The sequence below is a fragment of the Streptomyces sp. NPDC104226 genome (genome assembly GCF_055584085.1).
The window spans coordinates 454,884-479,455 of the sequence record NZ_JBVJMS010000003.1 but is presented as its reverse complement, the minus strand read 5'-3'; the positions used below and the strand labels follow the sequence as shown (position 1 = coordinate 479,455).

Here is a 24,572-nt window from a genome sequence, read left to right as displayed (position 1 = left end):
GAGTGTGACGCAGACGTCCACCCTCCGAGGAGCTGAACCGAGATGAACACCCTCACCACCCTCGCGTACGACGGGCCCGGCCCGTGGATCCTGTTCTTCCCGCTGATCTGGGCGGCCGTCGTGGCCGGCGCCGTCACCGTGCTGCGCCGCACCGTGTGGCGCGGCCGCCGGGCCCCGTGGCAGGCCCGCGGCGCCGCGTACGGCGAGCACTCCCCGATCGCGGTCCTCGGCCGGCGCTTCGCCTCCGGCGAGATCGACGAGGACGAGTACTGGCGGCGGCTGTCCGTCCTGGACGAGCAGTTCGGCCGCATCTCCAAGGGCGGTGCGGCATGAGGACCGCCACCCTGCCCGGCGGCGGCGTCAACGGCCGCGGCGGCGACGAGGGTGGCGTCGCCGCCCGGGTCGTCGACGCCGTGAAGGTCTACGGCCGGGGCGACACCGAGGTACGGGCCCTGGACGGGGTGAGCGTCGCCTTCCCGGCCGGCCGCTTCACCGCGATCATGGGACCGTCCGGTTCCGGCAAGTCCACCCTGATGCACTGCGCCGCCGGCCTCGACACCCTCACCTCCGGATCCGCCTCCATCGGCGGTACGCAGCTCGGCGCACTCGACGACCGCAGGCTCACCCTGCTGCGCCGCGAGCGCGTCGGATTCGTCTTCCAGGCCTTCAACCTGATCCCCACCCTCACCGTCGCCGAGAACATCACCCTCCCGCAGGACCTCGCGGGCACCCGCACGGACACCGCCTGGCTCGACGGCCTCATCGACGTCGTCGGACTCCGCGACCGGCTGCACCACCGGCCCGCCGAGCTCTCCGGCGGCCAGCAGCAGCGCGTCGCCGTGGCCCGCGCCCTCGCCGGCAGCCCCGACGTCGTCTTCGCCGACGAGCCCACCGGCAACCTCGACTCCCGCTCGGGGGAGGAGGTGCTCGGGCTGCTGGGCCGGGCGGTGCGCGACATGCACCGCACGGTCGTCATGGTCACCCACGACCCGGTGGCCGCCGCCCACGCCGACGAGGTCGTCTTCCTCGCCGACGGGCGGCTGGTCGACCGGATGGCGGCTCCCACCGCGGACCGCGTCCTGGACCGGCTCAAGTCCTTCGACCCCCGCCCGGCGACGGCGGCCGCCCCGGGGGAGGCGTGATGAGTACGAACATCACGAACAACACGAACGGCGCCCGCGCCGTGCTGCGGATCGGCACGGCCTCGCTGCGCGCCCACAAGCGGAGGTTCGCCGGGACCTTCACGGCCGTGCTGCTCGGCGTCGCCTTCCTCGCCGCGACGCTCGTCATGGGCGACACCCTCCGCGCGAGCTTCGACAGCATGTTCGCCGGCGCGGCGAGCGGTACCGACGCGGTGGTCCGCAGTTCCCGTGTGGTGACCGTTGCCGGCGAGGCCCAGGGCACCCGGCAGCCCGTACCGACCGCACTCGTGGAGCAGATCCGGCGCACCCCGGGCGTGGCCGCCGCCGCGCCCGCCGTGCAGGGCGCGGGGCAGCTCGTCGGCTCCGACGGCGAACCGATCGGCGGCCAGGGGCCGCCCACGCTCGCCGGGAACTGGATCGCCGACCCGGAACTCAACCCGTACCGGCTCGCGGAAGGCCGGGCGCCGGAGCGGACCGGTGAGGTCGTCGTCAACCGGGCCACCGCGGACAAGGGCGGACTGGAGCTCGGCGACACGACGGTGCTGCGGACGCCCGACCCGGTCCCCGTGACGGTCGTCGGCCTCGCCACCTTCGGCGGCGCGGACGGCATGGCGCAGGTCACGTACACGGGGATGACCCTGGCGGACGCGGAGAAGTACCTGATGCCGGCGCCCGGCCAGGCGGCGTCCATCCAGGTGCGGGCCGGTCCGGGAACCAGCCAGAGCGAGCTGGTGGAGGCGCTCGCCGCGGTGCTGCCGCAGGGCGTCGAGGCGATCACCGGACAGGAGTCCGCCCAGGAGAACACCGACATGATCTCCGGTCGGTTCCTGGACCTCTTCACCGCCATGCTGCTCGTCTTCTCGGGCATCGCCCTGCTCGTCGCCACCTTCAGCATCCACAACACCTTCGCGATCGTCGTCGCCCAGCGCACCCGCGAGAACGCCCTGCTCCGGGCGCTCGGCGCCTCCCGGCGCCAGGTCCTCGGCGGCACCCTGGCCGAGGCCGCCGTCGTCGCGTTCGTCGCATCGGCCGCCGGGCTGCTCGTCGGCGTGGGCTTCGCCGCAGGACTCCAAGCCCTCTTCCCGGCCATCGGATTCCCCTTCCCCGAGGGGGACTTGGTGATCAGCTGGCCGTCTATGGCGGTTCCCCTCGCCGCAGGGGTCCTCGTCTGCCTCGGCTCGGCCGTGCTGCCCGCCGTACGGGCCGGACGCACGGCGCCGCTGGCCGCGCTACTCGACAGCGCCGTGGACCACTCGGAGGCCTCCCGGTCCCGTACGGTCACCGGCCTGGCGCTGGGCGCGGCCGCCATCGGCCTGCTCCTGACCGGGGTGTTCGCCGTACCGTCCCTGTGGCTGTCCGGGGCGGGTGCCGTGCTGGCGACGGCCTCGTTCGTCGTACTGGGGCCGGTGGCGTCCTCGTCCGCCCTCCGGCTGCCGGCCCGGCCGCTCCAGCGGCTGCGCGGGGTGACCGGCGCCCTCGCCGTGCGCAACGCGCGGCGCAGTCCCCGGCGGACGGCGTCCACGGCGACCGCACTGATGATCGGCGTCGCCGTCGTCTCCCTGTTCACCGTCTTCGGGGCCTCCCTGAAGGCGACCATGGACCGGACCGTGGCGCGTTCCTTCGCCGGTGACGTGGCCATCAGCGCCCCGTCCTTCGGCGCGGGCGGCAGCGGCCTCAGCCCGAAGCTGGCACCGGCCGTCGCGGCGCTCCCCGAGGTGGCCGGCGCGGTGGGCCTGGGCAAGGGGGTCGCGGAGGTCGACGGATCGGGGCGGGCACTGACCGTCACCGACCCCGTCGCGCTCGCGGCCGGCCTCGACCTGGGCGCCGTGTCGGGTGGGCTCGACGCGCTGGGAACAGACGGCATCGCGGTGTCCGCGAAGGAGGCCGGGCGGCACGGGTGGCGGCCCGGCAGCACGGCCGAACTCGCCTTCACCGACGGGCAGAAGCAGCCCTTCACGATCCGCGCGGTGTACGAGCGGTCCGAGCTGGCCGGCGACTACGTCATCACGCGGGCGGCCTGGGCGCCGCACCGGGCGCAGGACACGGACTCCCTGGTCAGCGTCACCTTCAAGGACGGGGTGTCGGCCGCGGCCGGCGCGGCGGCGGTCGAGAGGACGGCCGCGCAGTACGGCGGCCCCGAGGTGCAGACGCGCGAGGCGTACGCGCAGTCGTCGGCGGGCGGCATCGACATGATGCTCACGCTCGTCTACGCGCTGCTCGCCCTCGCCGTGCTGATCGCCCTGCTGGGCATCGCCAACACGCTGACCCTGGCCGTCCACGAGCGCACCCGCGAACTGGGGCTGCTCCGGGCCGTCGGCCAGACCCGGGGGCAGCTGCGGGCCATGGTCCGCTGGGAGTCGGTCCTGGTCGCCGCGTTCGGCACGGCCGGCGGTCTGGCGCTGGGCGGCGTCCTCGGATGGGTCCTGGTGAAGGCCCCCGACGGGGCGAGCGACAGCGCGTTCGCGTTCGCCGTCCCACCGCTGCAGCTCACCTTCGTGGCCCTGGTCGGCGTGGCGGCGGGCGTCCTCGCGGGCTGGCGCCCGGCACGGCGCGCGGCACGCCTGGACATCCTGCGCGCCGTCGCCAGCGACTAGGCCGACACGGATCGGCGGGCGTAGGTGAGGATCAGCGGGCGTAGGTGCGGATGCGGTAGCGCAGGCCGGTCACCGAGGACTGCCAGCCGCCGTCCTCGGTGACGGTCCACGCCGGGTCCAGCTCCGGGGCGTGGGTGTCGCCGACCACCTGCGTGTCGACCTCGGTCACCGAGAGCATGACGGCGCGGGCCAGCGCGGCACGGTAGACCTCTCCGCCGCCGATCACCCAGCAGGCGGCGGGGGCTGCCGCGCCGGGCTGCACCGCGGCGGCCAGCTCCAGGGCCTCGTCGACGGACCCGGCACGCTGCACGCCCTCCGCGGCCCACGCGGGATCCCGCGTCACCACGATGTTGTGCCGCCCCGACAGCGGACGGAACCGCGCCGGCAGCGAATCCCAGGTCTTGCGGCCCATCACCACGGGGTGCCCGAGGGTGGTGGCCTTGAAGTGGGCCATGTCCTCGGGCAGCCGCCAGGGAATCCCGTTGTCGGCGCCGATCACGCCGTCGGAGCTCTGCGCCCAGATCAGTCCGACGCTCATACGGCGACCGGAGCCTTGATGGCCGGGTGGTGCTGGTAGCCGGCCACCTTCACGTCGCCGTAGGCGTAGTCGAAGAGCGAGTCGGCCTGGTGCAGCTTGAGCTCGGGGAACTCGAACGGGGTGCGCGAGATCTGCTCGGTGACCTGCTCGACGTGGTTGTCGTAGATGTGGCAGTCGCCGCCGGTCCAGATGAAGTCGCCCGGCTCCAGTCCGGCCTGCTGGGCCACCATGTGGGTGAGCAGGGCGTAGCTGGCGATGTTGAACGGCACGCCGAGGAACAGGTCCGCGCTGCGCTGGTACAGCTGGCAGGAGAGCTTGCCGTCGGCCACGTAGAACTGGAAGAAGGCGTGGCACGGCGCGAGCGCCATCTTGGACAGCTCGGAGACGTTCCAGGCGGAGACGATCATCCGGCGGGAGTCAGGGTCGCGGCGCAGCGTGTCCAGGACCTCGGTGATCTGGTCGATGTGCCGGCCGTCCGGGGTGGGCCAGGAGCGCCACTGGGCGCCGTAGACCGGGCCGAGGTCGCCGTTCTCGTCGGCCCACTCGTCCCAGATCGTCACGCCGTGCTCCCGCAGCCAGCCGACGTTGGACTCGCCGCGCAGGAACCACAGCAGCTCGTACACGATCGACTTGAGGTGCACCTTCTTGGTGGTGACCAGGGGGAACCCCTGCGAGAGGTCGTAACGCAGTTGGTGCCCGAAGACACTCCGGGTGCCGGTGCCCGTCCGGTCGGCCTTGGCCGTCCCGGAGGTGAGCACCAGCTTCAACAGGTCTTCGTACTGGGTATCCGCCACGGGCACCGAGTCTACTGTCCCGGGGGCGACGCTCAGCCCGTGACCAGGCCGTCGGCGACCAGTCCCGCCAGGACCGCCTCGCCGACCGCAACGACGGCCGTCTGGGGGCGGAGCATCACGGTGATCTCGTCGATCAGGCCCTCGGGGGTGAGGTGCAGCATGTCGATGCCGTGCACCTGTCGCTCGCCCACGGTGGTCCGGAACGGCAGCACGGTCGCCGGCCCCTCCGTTCCCTCCGCCCCGAACGGGACGCCCGCGGACTGGACGCTGCCGTCGAAGTGGCCGACGTAGTGGAAGCCCTCGAAGGTGCGCAGGAGCACGCGGAAGAGGGCCAGTACCGCCGGCTTGCCCTCGAACGGCTTCGACTTCACCGGGCTGTTGAGCCGGACGTCGTCGGTGAACAGCGCGTCCAGCGCGGCGAGGTCATGCCCGGCGACGGCGGCGCGGAAACGGTCGGCCGTGCTGGTGGCGCTGCTCATGAGGACTCCTTGGTGGTCACCGGCGATGGTCACCGGTGATAGTCACGGATGTGATTAGTCAGTTTCTTGACTATCATGGTCCGGCGTCCCTGAGAAGACGCTGCCGCGCACGATCCCGAGGAGACCGACCGATGGCTTTGCGTCACGCCGTACTGGCGGCGCTGCTCGACGAGGAGCTGAGCGGCTACCAGCTGGCCAAGGCCTTCGGCACCGGCGTGGCCAACTTCTGGCACGCCCTGCCCCAGCAGCTCTACGCCGAGCTGGCCAGGCTGGAGCGGGAAGGCTTCATCGAGGGCCGCGAGGTGGTCCAGGACACCCGGCCGAACAAGCGGCTGTTCCAGGTCACCGACGCCGGACTGGCCGAGCTGGAGCGCTTCACCGCCGCCGAGACCAAACCCTGCGTCATCCGTGACGACCTGCTCGTGAAGGTCCAGGCGGCCGAGCACGTGGACACGGAGGCGCTCATCGCGCAGCTCGCCGAGCGCACCGCCTTCGCGACGGCCAAGGCGGAGCTGTTCGAGAAGCTGCTGGGCTCGATGCGCGGCGAGCGCACGGAGGAGGAGTTCCTGCGCCACGGCGCACGGATCGGCCCCTACCTCACCTGCCTGCGCGGCCTGGAGTTCGAGCGGGCCAACCGGGCCTGGTACGAGCGCACCACGATCATTCTGAGCGAGAGGCGGGCATCCCGTGGAGAGCAGTGAACAGCGACGGCCGACCCGGTACGTGGCGCTCGGCGACAGCCAGAGCGAGGGCGTGGGCGACGGGAACGACCGCACCGGGCTGCGCGGGTGCGCCGACCGCCTCGCCGAGCTGATCGCGGTGCACGAGCCCGACGTCCTCTACGCCAACCTCGCCGTCCGGGGCCGCCTGGCGGCAGGGGTTCGCGAGGGGCAGCTCGGGCCGGCCCTCGCGCTCCGCCCCGACCTGGCCACCGTGGTCGCCGGGGTCAACGACGTGCTGCGTCCCCGGTTCGACGCCGACGAGGTCGCCGGGCACCTCGAGGCGATGTTCGCCGCGCTCACCGCGCAGGGCGCCCGCGTCGCCACCGTCACCTTCCCCGACATCGCCAAGCTCGTCCCGCTCGCCAAGGGGGCCGCCCCGCGCGTCACCGCGCTGAACGACCGGATACGGCGGGCGGCGGAGCGGCACGGGGTGGCCGTCGCGGACTTCGCCCGCCACGAGGCCTCCACCGACCCGCGGATGTGGAGCGCGGACCGGCTGCACGCGGCGCCGTCCGGCCACGCCATGATCGCCGCCGGTGTCGCGCACGCCCTGGGGCTCCCCGGCAGCGACGACGGCTGGACCCGCCCGCTGCCCGGCCGGCCGCCCCTCTCCCCGGCGGGCCTGCGGGGCGTCGCCGGGGAGCTGCGGTGGGCCGTGGGCTTCGCCGGGCCCTGGATCGGCCGGCGGCTGCGCGGACGCTCCTCCGGAGACGGCCGCACGGCCAAGCGGCCCGAGCTGCTCCCCGTACGCCTGGCGGCCTGACGGGCGCGCCCGCCGGGGTCGGCCGGGGTCAGGCGCGGCAGATGATCTCGCCGTTCAGCACCGAGAACCAGGCGTCCGGTTCCGCACCCCAGGTGTGCCAGGCCTCGGCGGCGGCCGACAGCTGCGCCTGCGTCGCGTGTCCGCCTCCGGTCGCGATCCCGGCGTAGGCCGAGGCCGTCGTACGGTCCGCCCACAGCGAGGACCACCACGCGGCCTCCTCCTCGGTCGCGTAGCACCACGCGGTCGCCGTGCAGGTCACGTCCGTGAAGCCCGCCGCCCGCGCCCACGCTCCCAGGCGGCGTCCGGCATCCGGCTCGCCGCCGTTGGCGCGCGCCACCCGCCGGTACAGGTCCAGCCATTCCTCCAGCCCCGGAGTCGCGGGGTACCAGGTCATCGCCGCGTAGTCCGCGTCCCGCACCGCGACGATCCCGCCCGGCCGGCACACCCGGCGCATCTCGCGCAGCGCCTGGACCGGATCGCCCACGTGCTGCAGCACCTGGTGGGCGTGGACCACGTCGAAGGAGTCGTCGGGGAAGTCCAGCGCGTGGACGTCGGCCGTGGCGAACTCGATTCCGGTCAGGCCCCGCTCCTTCGCGTACGCGGCGGCCTGGTCGACCACGTCCCGCGCCGCGTCCACCGCGGTGACCCGGCCCTGCGGCCCCACCAGTTCCGCCAGGTCAGCCGTGATCGTGCCCGGGCCGCAGCCCACGTCCAGGACGGCCATCCCCGGGCGCAGGGAGCCGATCAGGTAGCCGGCGGAGTTCTCGGCCGTGCGCCAGCGGTGCGAGCGCAGGACCGACTCGTGGTGTCCGTGGGTGTAGACCGCGGTCTCGTGCGCGGTCTCCGCGGCCTTGGCATCCGTGGCATCCGTGGCGTCCGTGGCGTTCATGGACCTTGCTCCTTCGTCGTCGAAGTGCTGTCGAGGCGTTGGTTTCACCGTAAGGGATCAGTTCGCAGTTTGAGATATGCGTATTGACATGTGGACACCGTCCTTGTGGTTCAAGGGCGTTGGGTGAACGGGTGGCGGGTGCGAGTGGGTGCGAGGACAGTGAATCCGGGGGAACGAAGGACGGTGAGATCCATGCCGGACCCGCTGCTCGAGCGGCATGCCGAGGCGCTGCGGCTCTTCGGCCGGTACGTCCACGCGGTCTCGGACGCGCAGTGGGACGCGCCGACCCCCTGTAGCGAATGGAGCGTGCGCGACCTGGTCAACCACGTCACCGCCGAACAGCTCTGGATCCCGCCCCTGGTCACCGACGGCCGCACCGTCGAGGACATCGGCAGCACCTTCAACGGCGACGTCCTCGGCACCGATCCGGCCGCCGCCTGGGACGAGGCCTCGGCCGCCGCGCACGCCGCCTTCGAGATCCCGGGAGCCCTGGAGCGCACCGTCCGGCTCTCGTACGGGCCGGCGCTCGGGTCGGCGTACTGCTCGGAGCTGACGGCCGACTGCGTGGTCCACGCCTGGGACCTCGCCCGGGGCATCGGCGCCGACGACCGGCTGCCGGACGGCCTCGTCGAGTTCTCCATCAAGGAGGTCATGCCCTACGCCGACGGACTGGCCGCGAGCGGCATGTACGACGCTCCGCCGGAGGTGCCGGCCGGGGCGGACGCCCAGACCCGGCTGCTCGCCCTGGTGGGGAGGCGCGGCTGAGGCGGTGCACGGCACCCGGCCTCCACAACGGGCGATACCGGACGAATAACCGTATAAAGGCAGGGTCGGGAGCCCGGGGACGGCAGGGAGAGGTGGCGCGCGGTGTCGGGGATCCAGCGCACGACGGCCGAGGGCCGGGGCCAGGTCCGCTACGGTCCGCCCGCACCCCAGCCCGGCCTGCCCGTGCTGCCCGAGCTCACGGCCGTCCTCGCGGCGGCCGCCTGGCGCTCGGCCCCCGAGCCGCCCGGCGGGGGAGTGCCCGTACGGGCCGCCGCCGCCCGGCACTGGGGACGGCGCGGGCTCCCCACCGACCCCGACCACGTGGCCGCCGGCCCCGGCGCGCCCGCCCTGCTGCTGGCGCTGCTCGGCGCGCACGGGGGCGACGTCATGCTGCCCAGGCCCTGTCCCGCCTGGTGGACGCCACAGGTCCGACTGCTGGGACGGCGGGCCTACCACGTCCCGACCCCGGCCGAGTGCGGCGGCGTACCCGACCCGTACGCCCTCCTGGAGACCGTGCGCCGGGTGCGCGCCGAGGGCGGCGACCCGCGGGTGCTGCTGCTGTCCGTCGCCGACGACCCGACCGCGACCGTCGCGCCGCCCGAGCTGCTCCTGGAGGCCTGCGAGGCCGCCGCGTCCGCCGGGCTGTTCGTCGTCAGCGACGAGACCTGGCGCGACACCGTCCACCGGCCGGCCCGCGGACGCCTCGGCGGGCCGGACGACGGGCGCCACGGCGGGCCGGACGGCGCGGACGGCACCGGCGGACGGCCGGACACCCACGACAGGCTCGTCGTGCTCAGCCCCGCCGAGATGCTGCCGGACGACACCGCGGTCCTCATGGACCTCTCCGGCGCCCTGCTGCCCGCGGGCTGGCCCGCCGCCGTCATGCGGTTCCCCGGCACCCCGCGCGGCACCTGGCTGCGGGCCCGGACCCTGGACGTGCTCACCGCCACCGGCGGGTTCGTCGCGGGCCCCGTCGCCGGGGCGGCCGCGCACGCCCTCGACGAGCCCGCCGCCGTCGCGGGCCGGGCCGCCGCGGCCGCCGCCCTGCACGGCGCCGTGGCCCGGGCCGCGCACCGGGAACTGCTCGCCGCGGGCGCGCTGGCCCGGCCCCCGCAGGCCGGCCGCCACCTCTACGCCGATCTGACGCCGCTGCGCCCGGGGCTCACCCGCCAAGGGGTCGGCGACGCGATGGAACTGGAGGACTGGCTGGGCGGACGGCTCGGCGCGCCCGCGCCCGGCGGGCAGCGGTTCGCGGACGAGCCCGTCGCCCCGCGGGTCCGGCTGTCGACCGGACCGCTGCTCGGCGCCACCCCGGAGGAGCGGCTCGCGGCCCTCACCGCGACCGACCCGCTCGCGCTGCCCCACGTACGGGACTCCCTGGCCCGGCTCCGGTCGGTCCTGGCCGGGCTGTCCGACTGACCTCCGCCGTGGAACCCCGCCCAGGAACCCCGCCCTGAAACCCCGCCCTGAAACCCCCGACTGCCGCCGGTGAACGGAGACTTCTCGATGAGGGATCAGACGGACGCCCCCTCGGCCCCCCTGGCCGGGGCGGGCCCGGACGCCCCTCCGGCGGCGCCCCGGGCCGGCGGAGGAGAGGGTGCGGGTGCAGGCGTCCGGTACGCGCCGCCGCGGCCGCTGGGCGAACACCGGCTGTGGCCGCGCTCGTTCGCGGACCGGCTGACCACCCCGCTGCCGGGGCTGCGCGCGTTCGCCCGGCTCGCCCGGGAGGGCGCCTTCCGCCCCGGCCCCGAGGGCCTGCGCGGCATCCCGGACCTGCCGTACGCGCCCGCCCCGCTGCCCGCCGTGGCCGCCGGGGCGGTGTCCGCGACCTGGGCCGGGCACGCCAGCTGGGTCCTGCGGATCGGCGGACTGACCGTCCTGACCGACCCCGTCTGGTCCCGGCGGATCCTCGGCACCCCGGCCCGGATGACCCCCGTCGGAGTGCGCTGGGAGGAACTGCCGCCGGTCGACGCCGTGGTGATCAGCCACAACCACTACGACCACCTCGACGCCGCCACCCTCAAGCGCCTCCCGCGCACGACGCCGCTCTTCGTCCCCGCGGGGCTCGCGCGGTGGTGCCGGCGGCGGGGGTTCACCCGGGTCACCGAACTCGACTGGTGGGAGTCGGCCGAACTGGGCGGCGTACGGTTCGAGTTCGTGCCGGCGCACCACTGGTCGAAGCGGTCGCTGATGGACGCGTGCCGGACGTTGTGGGGCGGCTGGATGCTCAGTGCCGCCGGGGCGGCAGGGGCGGCCGGGGCGGTGAAGAAGGTGTACTTCGCGGGTGACACGGGCTACGGGCACTGGTTCGGCGAGATCGGGCGGCGCCACCCCGGCATCGACCTCGCGCTGCTCCCGATCGGGGCGTACGCCCCGCGGTGGTGGCTGCGGGACGTCCACGCGGACCCGGAGGAGGCCGTGCAGGCCTGTCTGGACCTGGGGGCGCGGAGGATGGCTCCCATGCACTGGGGGACCTTCGTGCTGTCCTCCGAGCCGGTGATGGAGCCGTTGCAGCGGGTGCGGGCCGCGTGGGCCCGTACCGGGCTGCCCCGGGAGCACCTCTGGGACCTCCCGGTCGGGGCGTCCCGGGCGCTGTAGCCGCGCCGCGGGCTGCCCGGACGCTCCGCGCCGCGCGGGGCGAAGTCCCCTACCCGCCCTTCGCCCGTTCCCCGGGGCTCCGCCCCGGGCCCCGCGCCTCGAACGCCGGCGGGGCTGGATCGGGCTCGGCCCCGGGACCCGCGCCTCAAGCGGCGGCGGGGCCTCGAACACCGGCGCGGCTCGACTGGGCTCCGGCGGGCTCGGGTCAGCCGTTGGGGCGGAGGCGGCGCCATAGGGACGGGGCCGTGCTGATGAGGAGCGTGAGGGTCACCGCCAGGGCGACGCCCTTCCAGGGTTCCGCGAAGAGGGAGCCGCCCACGATGCCGATCAGGCCGTAGGTCGCCGCCCAGGCCAGGCAGGCGGGGGCGTCGCCGCGGGCGAAGCGGCGCAGGGGGAGCTCCGCGAGGAGGCAGGCCAGCATCACGGGGATGCGGCCGCCCGGGAGGAGGCGGGAGAGCACGAGGACCAGTACGCCGTTCTCGTCGAGCTTGCGCTGCGCCTGCGCGAGGCGTTCGGGGGTCGCCCGCCGGCGCAGGGCCTCCAGCCAGCGCGATCCGTTCCGCGACCGCACCCCGCGCCGGCCCAGCCAGTACAGCGCCATGTCCCCCGCGAACGCGGCCAGCGCGGACACCCCGAAGACCAGCAGCAGCCCGAAGGGGAGGGAGTCCTGGTGGAAGGCCACCACCGCTGCCGAGCTGACCAGCGCGCCCGTCGGAATCACCGGTACGAGCGCGCCCAGCGCCACCAGGACGAAGAGGGTCGGCAGGCCGATCGCCTGCTGGGTGGAGTCCGGCGGGACCTGCGCGGCCGACTCCGCGAGCTGCCACAGCCCCCTCACGGCAGCCGCACCCGTTCACCGTGCGCGGGCAGCCGGACCGTCACCTTCGGCGCCTCCCTGCGTGCACACCGGGCGAACTCCTCGCCCGGGGCGTGGAACTCGTGCGGCCGCACCGCGTCCATCCCGATCGGCCAGTACGTACCCCAGTGCACCGGGACCGCCGCCGCGGGCGCGAGCAGGGCCAGTGCCCGGGCCGCACCCGCCGCGTCCAGGTGCCCGGGGCCCAGGTTGGGCCCCCAGCCGCCGACCGGCAGCAGGGCCACGTCCACGGGACCGACCTCGTCGGCCATCGAGTCGAACAGGCCGGTGTCCCCGGCGAAGTAGGTCCGCGAGGAGCCCTCGATCACGTACCCGAGCGCGGGCGCGAGCCGCGGTCCGAACGGCAGCCGCCGCCCGTCGTGCAGCGCGCTGACCGCCCGGACCCGTACGCCGCCGCCCCGTACGCCGTCCCCGACGGTCACCGTGTCGCCCGGCGCCAGCTCCGTGACCGTCAGCCCCCGCACCCCGGCCGTCCGCGCCAGCCCCGGCACCGCGCGGGGCGCCCCGCGCGGCACGAGCAGCCGGGTCCCGCGCGCGAGGCGCGCCAGGGAGGGCAGGTGCAGGTGGTCGGAGTGCAGGTGCGAGACGAGCACCGCGTCGGCGACCGCGGCTTCCGGCGGGGGCACCGCCCCGCGGCGGCGGCGCAGGTGCGCCAGACGGCGTGCGAAGAGCGGGTCCGTGAGCAGCCGGACACCGGAGTCCTCGACCGTGCACGTGGCGTGGCCCCACCAAGTGATCTCCATCGACCCCTGCTCCCCTCCCCTCGTCCCGCTTGCCACCGGGTCCCGTCCGAGCCTAAAGGCTGCCCGCCGCAACCGCCCGGAACCGGGCCTTCCCACCCCCTCCTCCCGGGCGGCGGATCGGAGTAGGGTCGGGCGGCATGGATGAGCTGCGCGTGGCCGCGATCGCCAGCCTGGCCCCGCTGGAGGATCTGGACACGGATCCCTTCGCCGTCGACACCCGGAGCCAGCAGGCCGTCTGCGCCCGCTGGGCGGCCGACCGGGGCTTCGTCGTGACCCGCCAACTGTTCGTCTACGGGCTGCGCGCCGACCACTGCGGCCTGTGGAACGACGTCGACGCCGGCCGCGTCGACCTGTTCGTCGCCGCCAGCCACCGGGTGCTGGCGCGCGCGCTGCACTCCGTGGGGGAGTTCACCGCGGAGTGCGCACGGCGTGGCGTACGGCTGGAAACCGCCGGGCTCGACGAACCGCACTACACCTCCGCGATGAAGGCCGAGGTGCACCGCAGGCTCTCCATGCCGACCGCCGGATACGACGGCACCTAGGCCGTCTCTGTCGGATCGTGCCGGGCCCGCGACGCCCGGCACCGCCCCCGTACGCACGTCCGCCGCCCGTGTCACCCGGCCGGTCGGGCGCCGTTGTGCGAGCCTGGACATCGTGGGACGGGGGCTCGTCGGCGCGGTGCGGGCCACGGTGGTGAGGTGGTTCGGGCGTGGTGCGAGGCCGGTGGCGGAGTGCGGGCGGCGCCCTGGTGCGAGTGGTCATCGTCTGGGCGGTGTCCACCCTCACCATGCTCGCCCTCGCCGGGATCCTGCCCGACTTCCGGCTCCAGGCGGGCGCGGGCGGCGACCGCGACAGCATCACGCAGATAGGTCTGACGGCCGCCATCGGCGCCGGCGCGTTCGGTCTGCTGAGCGCCCTGGTGTGGCCGGTTCTCGTCCGCGCCCTGCTCCTCGTGCCGGCCCTGGTGCTCGGCCTGCTCGTCTTCTTCCTCAACGGCTCGCTGCTGCTCCTGGCGCTCAGCCTGATCCCGGCCGGCCGCGGCGAGGCGGCCCCCGAGACGGCCGTGGTGGTCGCCGCCGTGATGTCCGCCGTCGCCTCCGCGACCTCCACCGCCCTCGCCGTCCGGGACGACGAGGCCTACCGGCGCCGGCTGTACCGGCTCGCCGACCGCCGTCGGCGCCGCCAGCACCGGGAGGGCATGCCCGGGGCCGACGAACGCACCCCCGCCCTCGTCTTCCTGCAGCTCGACGGGGTCGGGTACGAGGTGCTGCGCCGCGCGGCCGGCAGCGGGCTGATGCCGACGGTGGCCGACTGGCTCGACCGCACCCACCGCCTCGGCTCCTGGCACACCGACTGGTCGAGCCAGACCGGCGCGAGCCAGCTCGGCATCCTGCACGGCTCCAACTTCGACGTTCCGGCCTTCCGCTGGTACGAGAAGGACACCGGCGAGGTGATGGTCTGCAACCGGCCCACCAGCGCCGCCGAGCTCCAGCGGCGGGCCGTCGAACGCACCGGGGACGGCGGCCTGCTCACCCTCGACGGGGCCAGCCGCGGCAACCTCTTCAGCGGCGGCGCCGGCCAACTGGCGCTCGTCCTGTCCGTCTCCGCCCGCCGGGGCCCGCACAACCGGTCCCGCGCGGGCTACTTCGCGTACTTCTCCGACCCGGCCAACGCGGTCCGCACGGCGCTCTCCTTCGTCGCCGAGGTGGCCCGGGAGATCACCCAGTCGGTACGCGGCCGCCTGCGCGGGGAGCGCCCACGGGTCGCGCGCGGCGGGCTGTACCCGCTGATCCGCGCCTTCGCGACGGTGGTGGAGCGCGACGTGGTCGTCGCCGCGGTGATCGGCGACATGCTGGCCGGGCGCGCCGCGGTCTACGCCGACCTGGTCGCCTACGACGAGGTCGCCCACCACTCGGGCCCGCGCTCCCGGGACACCGAGCAGGTGCTCGCACGGCTCGACCGCAGCCTCGCGCTCATCGCCCGGGTCGCCGAGCACGCACCGCGGGAGTACCGGATCGTGCTGCTCTCCGACCACGGCCAGAGCCCCGGGGAGACCTTCCTGGCCCGGTACGGGCTCACCCTGAAGGACCTGGTCCGCGCGGGCTGCGGGCTCCCGGTGTCCCGGAAGGCCGGCCGTACGCACAGCGGGGCCGAGGCACGGGCCGCCGTACGGGCCGCCCTGCACCGGCCCGTGGAGGAGGAGGCGGACGACGAGGTGCGACCCGGGACGGGCCCGGACCCGGTGGTGCTGGCCTCCGGCAACCTCGGGCTGATCTCCTTCCCGGACCTGCCCGGACGGGCCTCCAGGGAACGCATCGACCGCGCCCACCCGGCGCTGCTCTCCACCCTGGCGAACCACCCCGGGGTCGGGTTCCTGCTCGTCGACGGGACGGTCATGGCGGCCGGCGGGGCCGAAGCCCGGCTGGACGAGCCGGGCGCGGCGGAGGCGCTGCTCGCCCCCTTCGGTCCGGGCGCGGCGCGGGCGGTCCGGCGTACCGACGGCTTCCCGCACGTGGCCGACGTGATGGTGAACTCGGCCTACGACCCGGAGACGGGTGCGGTGCACGCCTTCGAGGAGCAGATCGGCTCGCACGGCGGCATGGGCGGGGAGCAGGGCCATCCGTTCCTGATGTGGCCGGTGGAGCTGTCCGAGCCGGTGCACCGGCCCGACGGCGAGCTGGTGGGCGCGGAGGCGGTCCACCAGGTCCTGCGCCGCTGGCTCACCGAATCGGACGGCCCCCAGGTCCCGCTCCCCCCGGAGCTCTCCGTCACCCCCGGCACGGACCCGAAGCCCGCGTCCTGACGACAGCGCGGGACCCCGCGCGGCCCCCGGCCTCCGGGCGTACGTTGGAGGCAGAGTCCATCAGGGGGGCTCCGAGGGGTCGCCATGTCCGCGATCAGCAAGAGCATCGACATAGACCGCAGTCCCGAGGACGTCTACGCGTACATCACGGACCCCACGCACCTGCCGGAGTGGCAGGACAGCGCCGTCTCGGCGGTGCCGATGGGCGGTCTTCCCGTCCACGTCGGTTCGAAGATCCTCGTCACCCGGCAGATCGGCCGCCGCGCGATCCCCACGACCGTGGAGGTCATGGACATGGATCCGCCGCGGAGCTGGCACTTCCACGGCGTCGACGGACCGGTCCGCCCGGACGTGCGGGGCCGCATCGAACCCCTCGACGGAGGCACCCGCTCGCGGGTGACCATCGCCGTCGACTTCGAGGGCCGTGGCATGGGCAGGGCGCTCGTCCCGCTCGCGGTCAAGCCCATGGTGCGCAAGGAGATGCCCCGCAGCGAGGAGAAGCTCAAGCACCTGCTGGAGCACTCCGCGGCCTGAGCTCCGCAGGGACGCCCGGGGAAAACCGGATGCTCCGGGACACACGGTGCGCCCACACTGGGCGCACCGCGTACCCGGACCCGGGCCGGTACCTCGTAACCCGTACCCCTAAGGACATCCCCGCCCGTGCAGGCAGCCGTCACCGTCACCCCCGCCCAGCTCCCCGATCTGCTCCTCGGCCTCGCCACCGTGCGCCCCGTGTTCCTCTGGGGAGCACCCGGCATCGGCAAGTCCTCCCTCGTGCGGAAGTTCGCCGACTCGCTGGGGCTGGAGTGCGTGAGCCTGCTCGGTACCCAGCTCGCCCCCGAGGACCTGATCGGCGTACCGCAGATCCGTGACGGGCGTTCGGTGTTCTGCCCGCCCGAGGCCATCGCCCGCGCGGAGCCGTACTGCCTGTTCCTCGACGAGCTCAACGCCGCGGGACCCGACGTGCAGAAGGCCTTCTACTCCCTCATCCTCGACCGGCGCATCGGCTCCTACGAGCTGCCCGCGGGCTCCATCGTCATCGGCGCGGGCAACCGGGCCACCGACAACGCCCTGGCCCGGCCCATCGCCTCCGCGCTGGTCAACCGGCTCACGCACGTCCACCTGAACGCCTCGGCCGGGGACTGGCTGGTCTGGGCCGGCGAGCACGGCATCCACCCGTGGGTCACCGACTACCTCACCGACCGGCCCGACCACCTGTGGTCGCAGCCGCCCAAGACGGAGGAGCCGTTCTCCACCCCGCGCTCCTGGCACATGCTGTCCGACGCCCTGCACTCCTTCGGGCCGGGCCTGGACGAGCAGACCCTGAAGGTCGTCGCGCACGGCACCCTCACCCCCGCGCACGCCGTCTCCTTCTGCGGCTACGCGAAGATCGTCCGCCACAGCTTCGGCATCGAGGCGATCATCAAGGGCGACGCCTCCTGGCCCACCCGCCTCGCCGACCGCGACCTCCTGTACTACCTCGCCGAGGCCTTCCGGGGCCGGCTGATCAAGGAGCTGCCCGCGCAGCGCGAACACGTGTCTCCCGCCGTCCGGCAGACCGCGTACCGCGCCAAGTCCCTGCTCGTGCAGCTCGCCGAGATCTCCGTCGAGGTCGCCCAGACCGTCATCGCCGACGATGCCGACGGACTGCCCGTGCTGCCCGGCTGGTTCCTGATCGAGGCCGCCCGCGACATGCCCCGCCTGGTCGAGGCCCGCCGATGAGCCGCGGCGGACGCGGCAAGGAGGCCAAGCCCGACCCCGCGACGCAGGCCTTCGGAGAGGGCCTCGCCCTGGTCAAGCGGAACCCGGCCCTCGCCGCCGTCGAAGCGGACGTCTGCCGCCAGGCCACGTGCGAGTCCACCCCGGCCGGGGGCCTGGCCGCCGTGACCTCGAACGGCACGATCCACGTCCACCCCACCCGGCGCGCCGACCCGAAGGAGTGGGCGTGGACGATCGCCCACGCCCTGCTCCACCTCGGCTTCGGCCACGTCCCCGCCGCCAAGGAGGCGGACCGGCCCCAGCCCGACCGCTTCGACCTCGCCGCCCGCTGCACCGTCGTCAACCGCTTCCTGCTGACCTTCCCCGTCGGCCGGGCCCCGGACCACCTCCCCGCCGAGTACCCCGGCGGCGACGAGGAACTCCTCGCCGCCCGCTGGCGCCGCGACGGCATCCCGGCGGCGTACGAGCACTGCGGCACCGCCGGGGACCACCCCGACCAGGTCCTGACGGTCTGGCGCAGCTGGGGGAGCGCGCCGCCCCCCGACTGGGAGACCGCCTTCGCGCACGCCCTGACCCGCAGCGTCTCGGCCGCCATGGACGTGGCCGGCGGCCGCCGCGACCGGGTCACGGGGGAGCGGGTGCGACAGCATCCCTGGGACCGGGCACTGAACTGGTTCGTCTCCTCGTACCCGCTGCTCGGCGGCCTCGCCAGCGGCCTGAAGATCGTCGCCGACGCCGAGCTGGCACGGGCCCAGGGCATCGACATCGCCGCCGTCAGCGCGAGCGCCGGGGAGATCTACGTCAATCCGCTGCGCGGCCTCACCGACGGGGAATGGCGGTTCGTCCTGGCCCACGAGATGCTGCACGCCGCCCTGCGCCACGGGGAGCGCCGCGGCGCCCGCGACCCGTACCTGCACAACGTGGCCGCCGACTACGTGGTCAACGGCTGGCTCGTCGCCATGGACGTCGGCGAGATGCCCGAGGGACTGCTGTACGACTCCGCGCTGCAGGACCTGTCCGTCGAGGAGGTCTACGACCGGATCACGACCGACCTGCGCCGGATGCGCCGGCTCGCGACCCTGCGCGGCAAGGGCCGCGGGGACATCCTGGGCGAGCCGCTGCCCCACCCCGGCAGCGGCCCGTACTCCGACCTGGACGATTTCTACCGCCGCGGCCTGGTCCAGGGCTTCGACCTGCACGAATACGGGGAGCGCGGGCTGCTGCCCGCCGGGCTGATCCAGGAGATCCGGGCCCTGGCCCACCCGCCGGTGCCGTGGGACGCCCGGCTCGCCCGCTGGTTCGACGAGTTCGTGCCGCGTCCCGTGCCCGTACGGTCCTACGCCCGCCCGGCACGCCGCCAGGCGTCGACCCCGGACATCCCCCGTGCGGGCCGTTACTTCCCGCCCGAGGAGATCGCCCGCTGCACCTTCGGGGTGGTGCTCGACACCTCGGGCTCCATGAACGCGGCCCTGCTCGGCAAGGCGCTGGGCGCCATCGCCTCGTACGCGGAAGCCCGCGACGTACCGGCGGCACGCGTCGTGTTCTGCGACGCGGCGCCGTACGACGCGGGCTATCTGCCCCCGACCGAGATCGCGGGCCGGGTGAGGGTGCGCGGCCGGGGCGGGACCGTCCTGCAACCGGGCATCGACATGCTGCTCCGGGCGGAGGACTTCCCGCCCGGAGCCCCCCTGCTGGTGATCACGGACGGGGAGTGCGACACCCTGCGGATCCGGCGCGAGCACGCCTTCCTGGTTCCGCAGGGTGCCTCCCTGCCGTTCACACCCAAGGGGCCGGTCTTCCGACTGACCTGAAGGTTTAGTCGAGGTAGTCGCGCAGCACCTGCGAGCGCGACGGGTGACGGAGCTTCGACATGGTCTTCGACTCGATCTGGCGGATGCGCTCACGGGTGACCCCGTACACGCGGCCGATCTCGTCGAGGGTCTTCGGCTGGCCGTCGTTGAGGCCGTACCGCATGGAGACCACGCCCGCCTCGCGCTCCGAGAGCGTGCCCAGGATGGACTGGAGCTGCTCCTGGAGGAAGGTGAAGGAGACCGCGTCGGCCGGCACGACCGCCTCGGAGTCCTCGATGAGGTCACCGAACTCGCTGTCGCCCTCCTCACCCAGGGGGGTGTGCAGGGAGATCGGCTCGCGGCCGTACTTCTGGACCTCGATGACCTTCTCGGGGGTCATGTCGAGTTCCTTGCCCAGCTCCTCCGGAGTGGGCTCCCGGCCGAGGTCCTGGAGCATCTGGCGCTGGACACGGGCCAGCTTGTTGATGATCTCGACCATGTGGACGGGGATGCGGATCGTGCGGGACTGGTCGGCCATGGCACGCGTGATCGCCTGCCGGATCCACCAGGTCGCGTACGTGGAGAACTTGAAGCCCTTGGTGTAGTCGAACTTCTCCACGGCGCGGATCAGACCGACGTTGCCCTCCTGGATCAGGTCCAGGAAGAGCATGCCGCGGCCGGTGTAGCGCTTGGCCAGGGAGACCACGAGACGGAGGTTGGCCTCCAGCAGGTGGTTCTTGGCCCGGCGGCCGTCCTCGACGAGGATCTCCAGCTCGCGCTTGAACGTGGGCTTGTGGTCCTCCTCCTCTTCGAGCTTGTACTCGGAGAAGAGACCGGCCTCGATCCGCTTGGCGAGCTCCACCTCCTGCTCGGCGTTGAGCAGCGGCACCTTGCCGATGAGCTTGAGGTAGTCCTTGACGGGGTCGGCGGTGGCACCGGCGACCATGACGGTCTGCGCCGGGGCGTCGTCCTCGTCGTCGTCGGACAGGACGAAGCCGGCGCTGCCGCCCGTCTTGGGCGCCTCCTTCTCGTCGCCCTCGTCCAGGTCCTCGGCTGCCCAGTCCTCGCCCTCGGCAACGGCGGCCTCGGCCTCGTCGCCGTCCTTGGCGGTCTTCTTGGTGGCAGCCGTCTTCTTCACGGCGGTCTTCTTCGCGGCGGTCTTCTTGACCGTCCGCTTCTTCGGCGCGGCGGCGGCCTCGGCCGCCACCTCCTCCTCGGTCCCGGAGGCCGACGGGTCGGATATCGCCGCGGCGGGGGTGGGGGCGGCCGTCTTGCGCGCACCGATGAGGCGCGGCGGGGCGGCAGCCTTCTTGGCGACGGTGCGCGCCGGGGCGGCGGCCGCCTTGCGCGCCTTCTTGGCGGGAGCCTTCGTGGCGGGGGCGGCACTGACGTGCAGTGCCACGCCCTCCTCGTCCAGGACCTGGTTCAGGCTGCGCAGGACCCGCTTCCACTGGTCCACCGGGATGCGGCCGGCCTCGAAGGCCTGGCGCACGTCATCACCGTTGATGTGACCCTGCTCGCGGCCGCGCTCGACAAGCGCGACCAGGGCCTCGGATTCGGCGATCTCCGTGGGGAACGTACGGGACGGGCTGAGCGACACAAGGAGCCTCTCGTTGCGAACAAATAAGGGTGGCGGGACATCATCGCGCGAACTCGGGAAACAGACCCGAGGGGGGTCTGTATTCCGGGCCGCACGAGGACACCTGTCGGTTCATCGCATGCCCGAGTAGATTCGTTACGCGCTGAATTGAGTGACCTGCGCCACGCCGTGACCGGGAGGCCGGTCGCGGGTGGTCGCGTCCGCCCGATTTGTCAGCCCGTTTTGCGGGCCTCGATGAGAAATCGGGCAGTGTGTGCGACGAACGGGCCTTCGCGCTCGATCTGTTCGTGCAGCTCGCGCAACCGGTCCCGATGCTGCCCGACCGTGAAGCCCGGCACCATCCAGATCACCTTCCTCAGAAAGTAGATCACGGCTCCGATGTCGTGGAACTCCGTCCGCAGCCGCTCGGACCGCAGATCCACCACCTCCAGTCCCGCCTTCGTGGCCGCGGCGACCGCGTCGTCGGGGTGCCGGCCCCGCCGGACCTCCTCCGGCTGCGGGCCGAGGAAGTACTCCACGAGCTCGAAAACGCTCGCCGGGCCGACCTGCTGGGAGAGGTACGTGCCGCCGGGCTTCAGCACCCGCGCGATCTCCTCCCACCAGATCGTCACCGGATGCCGGCTGGAGACGAGGTCGAAGGCCCCGTCGCCGAACGGCAGCGGCGGCTCGTCGGAGTCCGCGACCACCGCCGCGCCCAGTGGGTGAAGAAGCTTTGTCGCCTTGTCGATGTTCGGCGGCCATGACTCGGTGGCCACTGTCAGCCGGGGCAGGGGCCCGGCTCCGGCGAGCACTTCTCCGCCGCCGGTCTGGATGTCCAGGGCGGAGTCGACCTGTGCCAGGTGCCGTGCCAGGAGGCGCTGGTAGCCCCAGGAGGGGCGCTGTTCGGTGGCGCGGCCGTCGAGCCAGGAGAAGTCCCAGCCGTCGACGGAGACGGATTCCGCTTCGGCGACGAGATGGTCGAAAGTGCGCGTCATGTCTCGATCGTCCCAGGTCCGGCGCCGGTCATCCACCGGATTCCCCGGACCGGGGCGCACACCGGGCTCCGCACGGGTTCGCTTACACTTGCGGCGGGCCGTGACTGGCGTTCGGGTGGATCACCACCGGGGAGCGGCCCGGCGTGCCGCATCCCGTACGTCGACTGCCGCGCGCCTGGGCGAACCGCGATCCCGCAGCGACGCCCAGGAGCCCCCATGACCACCCAGACGACCGCCCAGCAGGCACGGACCGCCACGCTGATGGACGGCACCGCCCTCGCCCGCCGCATCTCCGAGCAGACCGCCGAGTACGCCGCGAAGATCACCGAGCGCACCGGAACGGCCCCCTGCCTGGCGACCGTGCTGGTCGGCGAGGACCCCGCGTCCGTCACCTACGTCCGCATGAAGCAGAACCGTTGCGCCAAGGCCGGGATCACCTCCCGCCACGTGGAGCTGCCGGCCGCGACGACCACCGAGGAGCTCGTCTCCACCCTGACCGCGCTCTCCGAGGACCCGGAGATCAGCGGCATCCTGCTCCAGCACCCGGTCCCGCACCACATCGACGAGCGCGCCGCCTTCGAGGCCATCGCCCCGGGCAAGGACGTCGACGGGGTCACCATGCACTCCTTCGCCGCCATGGGCTTCGGGCTGCCGGGCTTCGTCTCCTGCACCCCCGGCGGCATCATGCGGCTGCTGGAGGCCTACGACGTGGACCTGACCGGGAAGCACGCCGTGGTCGTCGGCCGCAGCGCGATCCTGGGCAAGCCGGCCGGCATGCTGCTCCTGGAGCAGAACGCCACCGTCACCTACTGCCACTCCCGCACCGTGGACCTGCCCTCCATCGTCCGCCAGGCGGACGTGCTGGTCGCGGCCGTCGGCAAGGCCGAGTTCATCCGCGGCGAGGACATCAAGCCGGGCGCCGTGGTCCTGGACGCCGGCTACAACGAGGGCAACGTCGGCGACGTCCACTTCGAGTCGGCCGCCGCCCGCGCCTCGCTGATCACCCCGGTCCCGGGCGGCGTCGGCCCGATGACCATCGCGGTGCTGCTGGAGCAGACCGTCCAGGCCGCCGCCGCCCAGGCCGGGCTGACCCTCGCGGACCTCTGACCCGCACCGCGCCCCCCTCGGTACGACGAACGCCCCGGGCCCTTCGGTCCGGGGCGCTGCGTTTCCCGCGGTAACAGGCCGAAAGGCGGATCCGGGTCCGGGGCTCCGGGGATCCACTGAATATGTGAAGCCTTCGATGGATATGCAGAAGCCCCCGGCAGCAGGTGCGACACCGGACGCGGCGGCGGCCGGCGGGAAGCGCCACCCGCGCGGGCTCGCCACCCTCGTCCTCGCCGAGCTGTGGGAGCGCTTCAGCCTCTACGGCATGGTCGCCATCCTCGTGCACTTCCTCGCCGCCTCCCGCGCCCACGGCGGCATGGGCCTCCACGAGGGCACCGCCGAGGCCGTGGAAGGCGTCTACATGGCCATGATCTCGCTGCTGGCGCTGCCCGGCGGCTGGATCGCCGACCGGTTCCTCGGCGCCCGCCGGGCCGTCCTGTGGGGCGGCGTGGTCATCATGGCCGGCCACGTCCTGATGGCCGTCCCGAACCCGGTCTTCGTCTGGCCCGGCCTGGTCCTCATCGTCATCGGCACCGGCCTGCTCAAGCCGAACATCTCCGCGCTGGTCGGCCGGCTGTACGCCGCCGACGACGACCAGCGGCGCGACGCCGGCTACTCGATCTTCTACATGGGCATCAACCTCGGCGCCGTCATCGCCCCGCTCGTCGTCGGCTACCTCGGCGAGGAGGTCAACTGGCACCTCGGCTTCGGCGCCGCCGCCGTCGGCATGGCCCTCGGCCTGGTCCAGTACGTCCTGGGCGGCCGGCGCCTGACCGAGCAGCTGCGCGCGGAGCCCGTGGTCCGGCTCACCCCGGCCGAGCGGGCCAAGGTGGGCAAGTCCTCCGCGTACGGCCTGGTCTTCACCGCCGTGCTGGTCACCCTGCTGGCCGCCTCGCACGCGCTGAGCATCGACAACATCACCTTCGTGCTGACGGTCGTCGCCGTGGTGGTCCCGGCGGGCGTGCTGCTCTCGATGTACCGCAGTCCCAAGATCGACCGGGTCGAGAAGACCCGGCTGCGGGCCTACGTCTGGCTCTTCCTGGCAGCCACGCTGTTCTGGCTGGTCTACGACCAGATGGGCAACGAGCTGAACATGTTCGCCGCCCAGAAGACCGACCTGTCCCTGCTCGGCTGGCACATCCCGGCGAGCTGGACCCAGTCCCTGCCCTCGCTGTTCGTGATCATCCTGGCCCCCGTCTTCGCCGCCTTCTGGGTGCGCCGGGGCAAGCACATGAGCACCCCGTTCAAGTTCGGCCTGGCCCTGCTGCTGACCGGCGCCTCCTTCGTGGTCATGTCGGGCGCCGCGGCCATCGCCTCCAGCGGGGTCAAGGTCTCCCTGATGTGGCTGGTGGGCGTGTACGTGATCCAGGTGATGGGCGAGATGTGCCTGAGCCCGGTGGGCCTCTCGGTGACCACCAAGCTCGCCCCGCGGGCCTTCACCAACCAGATGATGGGCGTCTGGTTCCTCGCCGCCGCCACCGGCGACGCGATCGGCGCCCAGCTGCCCCGGCTCGACGCGGTCATCGGCCAGAGCTGGAACTTCCTGTGGCAGGGCGCCATGGTCATCGCGGCCGGCGCGGTGATGGTCCTGTTCACCAAGCGGCTCAAGGCCCTGACGGGCGAGGCCGCCGCGGCCCGCGAGGCGGTGGTGGCCGCGGCCTGACCGAAGAGGGCC

23 protein-coding genes and 1 riboswitch are annotated in these 24,572 nt (G+C 73.6%); of the genes, 15 read left to right on the top strand and 8 right to left on the bottom strand.

All coding sequences use genetic code 11. From position 1 onward, the window contains the following. Window positions 1–42 precede the first annotated feature (42 nt). Genes ACZ60J_RS12100 through ACZ60J_RS12090 form a run of 3 tightly spaced genes read left to right on the top strand, consistent with a single transcriptional unit; the run spans window position 43 to window position 3,736 of the window. Window positions 43–333: an SHOCT domain-containing protein gene (locus tag ACZ60J_RS12100; RefSeq protein ID WP_469681049.1), complete on the top strand. Its 291-nt coding sequence runs from the start codon at window positions 43–45 to the stop codon at window positions 331–333. Then, complete coding sequence (locus tag ACZ60J_RS12095) at window positions 330–1,142, top strand: ABC transporter ATP-binding protein (RefSeq protein ID WP_469681048.1); 813 nt, start codon at window positions 330–332, stop codon at window positions 1,140–1,142. Before ACZ60J_RS12100 ends, ACZ60J_RS12095 begins: the two co-directional genes overlap by 4 nt. Beyond that, window positions 1,142–3,736 carry an ABC transporter permease gene (locus ACZ60J_RS12090; protein ID WP_469681046.1) on the top strand — a complete coding sequence of 865 codons (2,595 nt, stop codon included), beginning with the start codon at window positions 1,142–1,144 and terminating at the stop codon, window positions 3,734–3,736. Before ACZ60J_RS12095 ends, ACZ60J_RS12090 begins: the two co-directional genes overlap by 1 nt. A gap of 31 nt (window positions 3,737–3,767) precedes the next feature. Here ACZ60J_RS12090 and ACZ60J_RS12085 read toward each other — a convergent pair whose 3' ends face one another. The 3 genes from ACZ60J_RS12085 to ACZ60J_RS12075 are packed head-to-tail and all read right to left on the bottom strand — an operon-like array spanning window position 3,768 to window position 5,547. Then, complete coding sequence (locus ACZ60J_RS12085; protein WP_469681044.1) at window positions 3,768–4,274, bottom strand: dihydrofolate reductase; 507 nt, start codon at window positions 4,272–4,274, stop codon at window positions 3,768–3,770. After that, window positions 4,271–5,068, bottom strand: coding sequence for a thymidylate synthase (locus ACZ60J_RS12080; protein ID WP_469681042.1), 798 nt, complete (start codon window positions 5,066–5,068; stop codon window positions 4,271–4,273). The genes ACZ60J_RS12085 and ACZ60J_RS12080 overlap by 4 nt, the downstream gene beginning before the upstream one ends. 32 nt (window positions 5,069–5,100) lie before the next feature. Then, complete coding sequence (locus ACZ60J_RS12075; RefSeq protein ID WP_469681041.1) at window positions 5,101–5,547, bottom strand: nuclear transport factor 2 family protein; 447 nt, start codon at window positions 5,545–5,547, stop codon at window positions 5,101–5,103. A gap of 131 nt (window positions 5,548–5,678) precedes the next feature. Between ACZ60J_RS12075 and ACZ60J_RS12070 the strand changes: the two genes are divergently transcribed. Together ACZ60J_RS12070 and ACZ60J_RS12065 are read left to right on the top strand one after the other, a co-directional pair. Continuing rightward, window positions 5,679–6,248, top strand: a complete 570-nt coding sequence (locus ACZ60J_RS12070; RefSeq protein WP_469681039.1) for a PadR family transcriptional regulator — start codon at window positions 5,679–5,681, stop codon at window positions 6,246–6,248. Beyond that, window positions 6,235–7,032: an SGNH/GDSL hydrolase family protein gene (locus ACZ60J_RS12065; RefSeq protein ID WP_469681037.1), complete on the top strand. Its 798-nt coding sequence runs from the start codon at window positions 6,235–6,237 to the stop codon at window positions 7,030–7,032. Before ACZ60J_RS12070 ends, ACZ60J_RS12065 begins: the two co-directional genes overlap by 14 nt. A gap of 28 nt (window positions 7,033–7,060) precedes the next feature. Here the strand turns inward: ACZ60J_RS12065 and ACZ60J_RS12060 are convergent, their stop codons facing one another. Continuing rightward, window positions 7,061–7,921 (bottom strand): methyltransferase domain-containing protein, encoded by an 861-nt coding sequence (locus tag ACZ60J_RS12060; protein WP_469681035.1) that lies wholly within the window; start codon window positions 7,919–7,921, stop codon window positions 7,061–7,063. Between the two features lie 192 nt (window positions 7,922–8,113). Between ACZ60J_RS12060 and ACZ60J_RS12055 the strand changes: the two genes are divergently transcribed. The 3 genes from ACZ60J_RS12055 (at window position 8,114) to ACZ60J_RS12045 (ending at window position 11,284) form a co-directional block, all read left to right on the top strand. Next, window positions 8,114–8,686 carry a TIGR03086 family metal-binding protein gene (locus tag ACZ60J_RS12055; RefSeq protein ID WP_469681033.1) on the top strand — a complete coding sequence of 191 codons (573 nt, stop codon included), beginning with the start codon at window positions 8,114–8,116 and terminating at the stop codon, window positions 8,684–8,686. A gap of 111 nt (window positions 8,687–8,797) precedes the next feature. Next, window positions 8,798–10,105, top strand: a complete 1,308-nt coding sequence (locus ACZ60J_RS12050) for an aminotransferase class I/II-fold pyridoxal phosphate-dependent enzyme (protein ID WP_469681525.1) — start codon at window positions 8,798–8,800, stop codon at window positions 10,103–10,105. An 87-nt stretch (window positions 10,106–10,192) separates the two neighbouring features. After that, a complete protein-coding gene (locus ACZ60J_RS12045) occupies window positions 10,193–11,284 on the top strand; it encodes an MBL fold metallo-hydrolase (protein WP_469681031.1) in 1,092 nt (363 codons plus the stop codon). Window positions 11,285–11,489: 205 nt separating this feature from the next. Here the strand turns inward: ACZ60J_RS12045 and ACZ60J_RS12040 are convergent, their stop codons facing one another. Together ACZ60J_RS12040 and ACZ60J_RS12035 are read right to left on the bottom strand one after the other, a co-directional pair. Further along, entirely contained in the window at window positions 11,490–12,113 is a 624-nt protein-coding gene (locus ACZ60J_RS12040) for a DedA family protein (RefSeq protein WP_469681523.1), read from the bottom strand. A gap of 5 nt (window positions 12,114–12,118) precedes the next feature. Continuing rightward, complete coding sequence (locus ACZ60J_RS12035; protein ID WP_469681029.1) at window positions 12,119–12,904, bottom strand: MBL fold metallo-hydrolase; 786 nt, start codon at window positions 12,902–12,904, stop codon at window positions 12,119–12,121. Window positions 12,905–13,041: 137 nt separating this feature from the next. Here ACZ60J_RS12035 and ACZ60J_RS12030 point away from each other — a divergent pair, with 137 nt between their 5' ends. The 5 genes from ACZ60J_RS12030 to ACZ60J_RS12010 all read left to right on the top strand — a co-directional run bounded on the left by ACZ60J_RS12030 (window position 13,042) and on the right by ACZ60J_RS12010 (window position 19,237). Continuing rightward, on the top strand, window positions 13,042–13,446 hold the full coding sequence (locus ACZ60J_RS12030) for a hypothetical protein (protein WP_469681027.1): 405 nt from the start codon (window positions 13,042–13,044) through the stop codon (window positions 13,444–13,446). A gap of 167 nt (window positions 13,447–13,613) precedes the next feature. After that, window positions 13,614–15,707, top strand: coding sequence for a phage holin family protein (locus ACZ60J_RS12025; protein WP_469681025.1), 2,094 nt, complete (start codon window positions 13,614–13,616; stop codon window positions 15,705–15,707). Between the two features lie 84 nt (window positions 15,708–15,791). Continuing rightward, a complete protein-coding gene (locus ACZ60J_RS12020; RefSeq protein WP_469681023.1) occupies window positions 15,792–16,241 on the top strand; it encodes an SRPBCC family protein in 450 nt (149 codons plus the stop codon). A 126-nt stretch (window positions 16,242–16,367) separates the two neighbouring features. After that, on the top strand, window positions 16,368–17,429 hold the full coding sequence (locus ACZ60J_RS12015; RefSeq protein ID WP_469681022.1) for an ATP-binding protein: 1,062 nt from the start codon (window positions 16,368–16,370) through the stop codon (window positions 17,427–17,429). After that, a complete protein-coding gene (locus ACZ60J_RS12010; protein WP_469681021.1) occupies window positions 17,426–19,237 on the top strand; it encodes a vWA domain-containing protein in 1,812 nt (603 codons plus the stop codon). The genes ACZ60J_RS12015 and ACZ60J_RS12010 overlap by 4 nt, the downstream gene beginning before the upstream one ends. A 4-nt stretch (window positions 19,238–19,241) precedes the next feature. Here ACZ60J_RS12010 and ACZ60J_RS12005 read toward each other — a convergent pair whose 3' ends face one another. Both ACZ60J_RS12005 and ACZ60J_RS12000 read right to left on the bottom strand, forming a co-directional pair. Further along, window positions 19,242–20,816, bottom strand: a complete 1,575-nt coding sequence (locus tag ACZ60J_RS12005) for an RNA polymerase sigma factor (RefSeq protein ID WP_469681019.1) — start codon at window positions 20,814–20,816, stop codon at window positions 19,242–19,244. A 212-nt stretch (window positions 20,817–21,028) separates the two neighbouring features. After that, the gene (locus ACZ60J_RS12000; RefSeq protein WP_469681017.1) at window positions 21,029–21,790 is read right to left on the bottom strand and encodes a class I SAM-dependent methyltransferase; all 762 of its coding nucleotides are present in this window, start codon (window positions 21,788–21,790) and stop codon (window positions 21,029–21,031) included. 90 nt (window positions 21,791–21,880) lie between these two features. Further along, window positions 21,881–21,978, top strand: a riboswitch (ZMP/ZTP riboswitch). A gap of 28 nt (window positions 21,979–22,006) precedes the next feature. Here ACZ60J_RS12000 and ACZ60J_RS11995 point away from each other — a divergent pair. Together ACZ60J_RS11995 and ACZ60J_RS11990 are read left to right on the top strand one after the other, a co-directional pair. Further along, on the top strand, window positions 22,007–22,897 hold the full coding sequence (locus ACZ60J_RS11995; protein ID WP_469681015.1) for a bifunctional 5,10-methylenetetrahydrofolate dehydrogenase/5,10-methenyltetrahydrofolate cyclohydrolase: 891 nt from the start codon (window positions 22,007–22,009) through the stop codon (window positions 22,895–22,897). Window positions 22,898–23,033: 136 nt separating this feature from the next. After that, window positions 23,034–24,560 (top strand): peptide MFS transporter, encoded by a 1,527-nt coding sequence (locus tag ACZ60J_RS11990; RefSeq protein ID WP_469681013.1) that lies wholly within the window; start codon window positions 23,034–23,036, stop codon window positions 24,558–24,560. The last annotated feature ends 12 nt before the right edge of the window (window positions 24,561–24,572 follow it).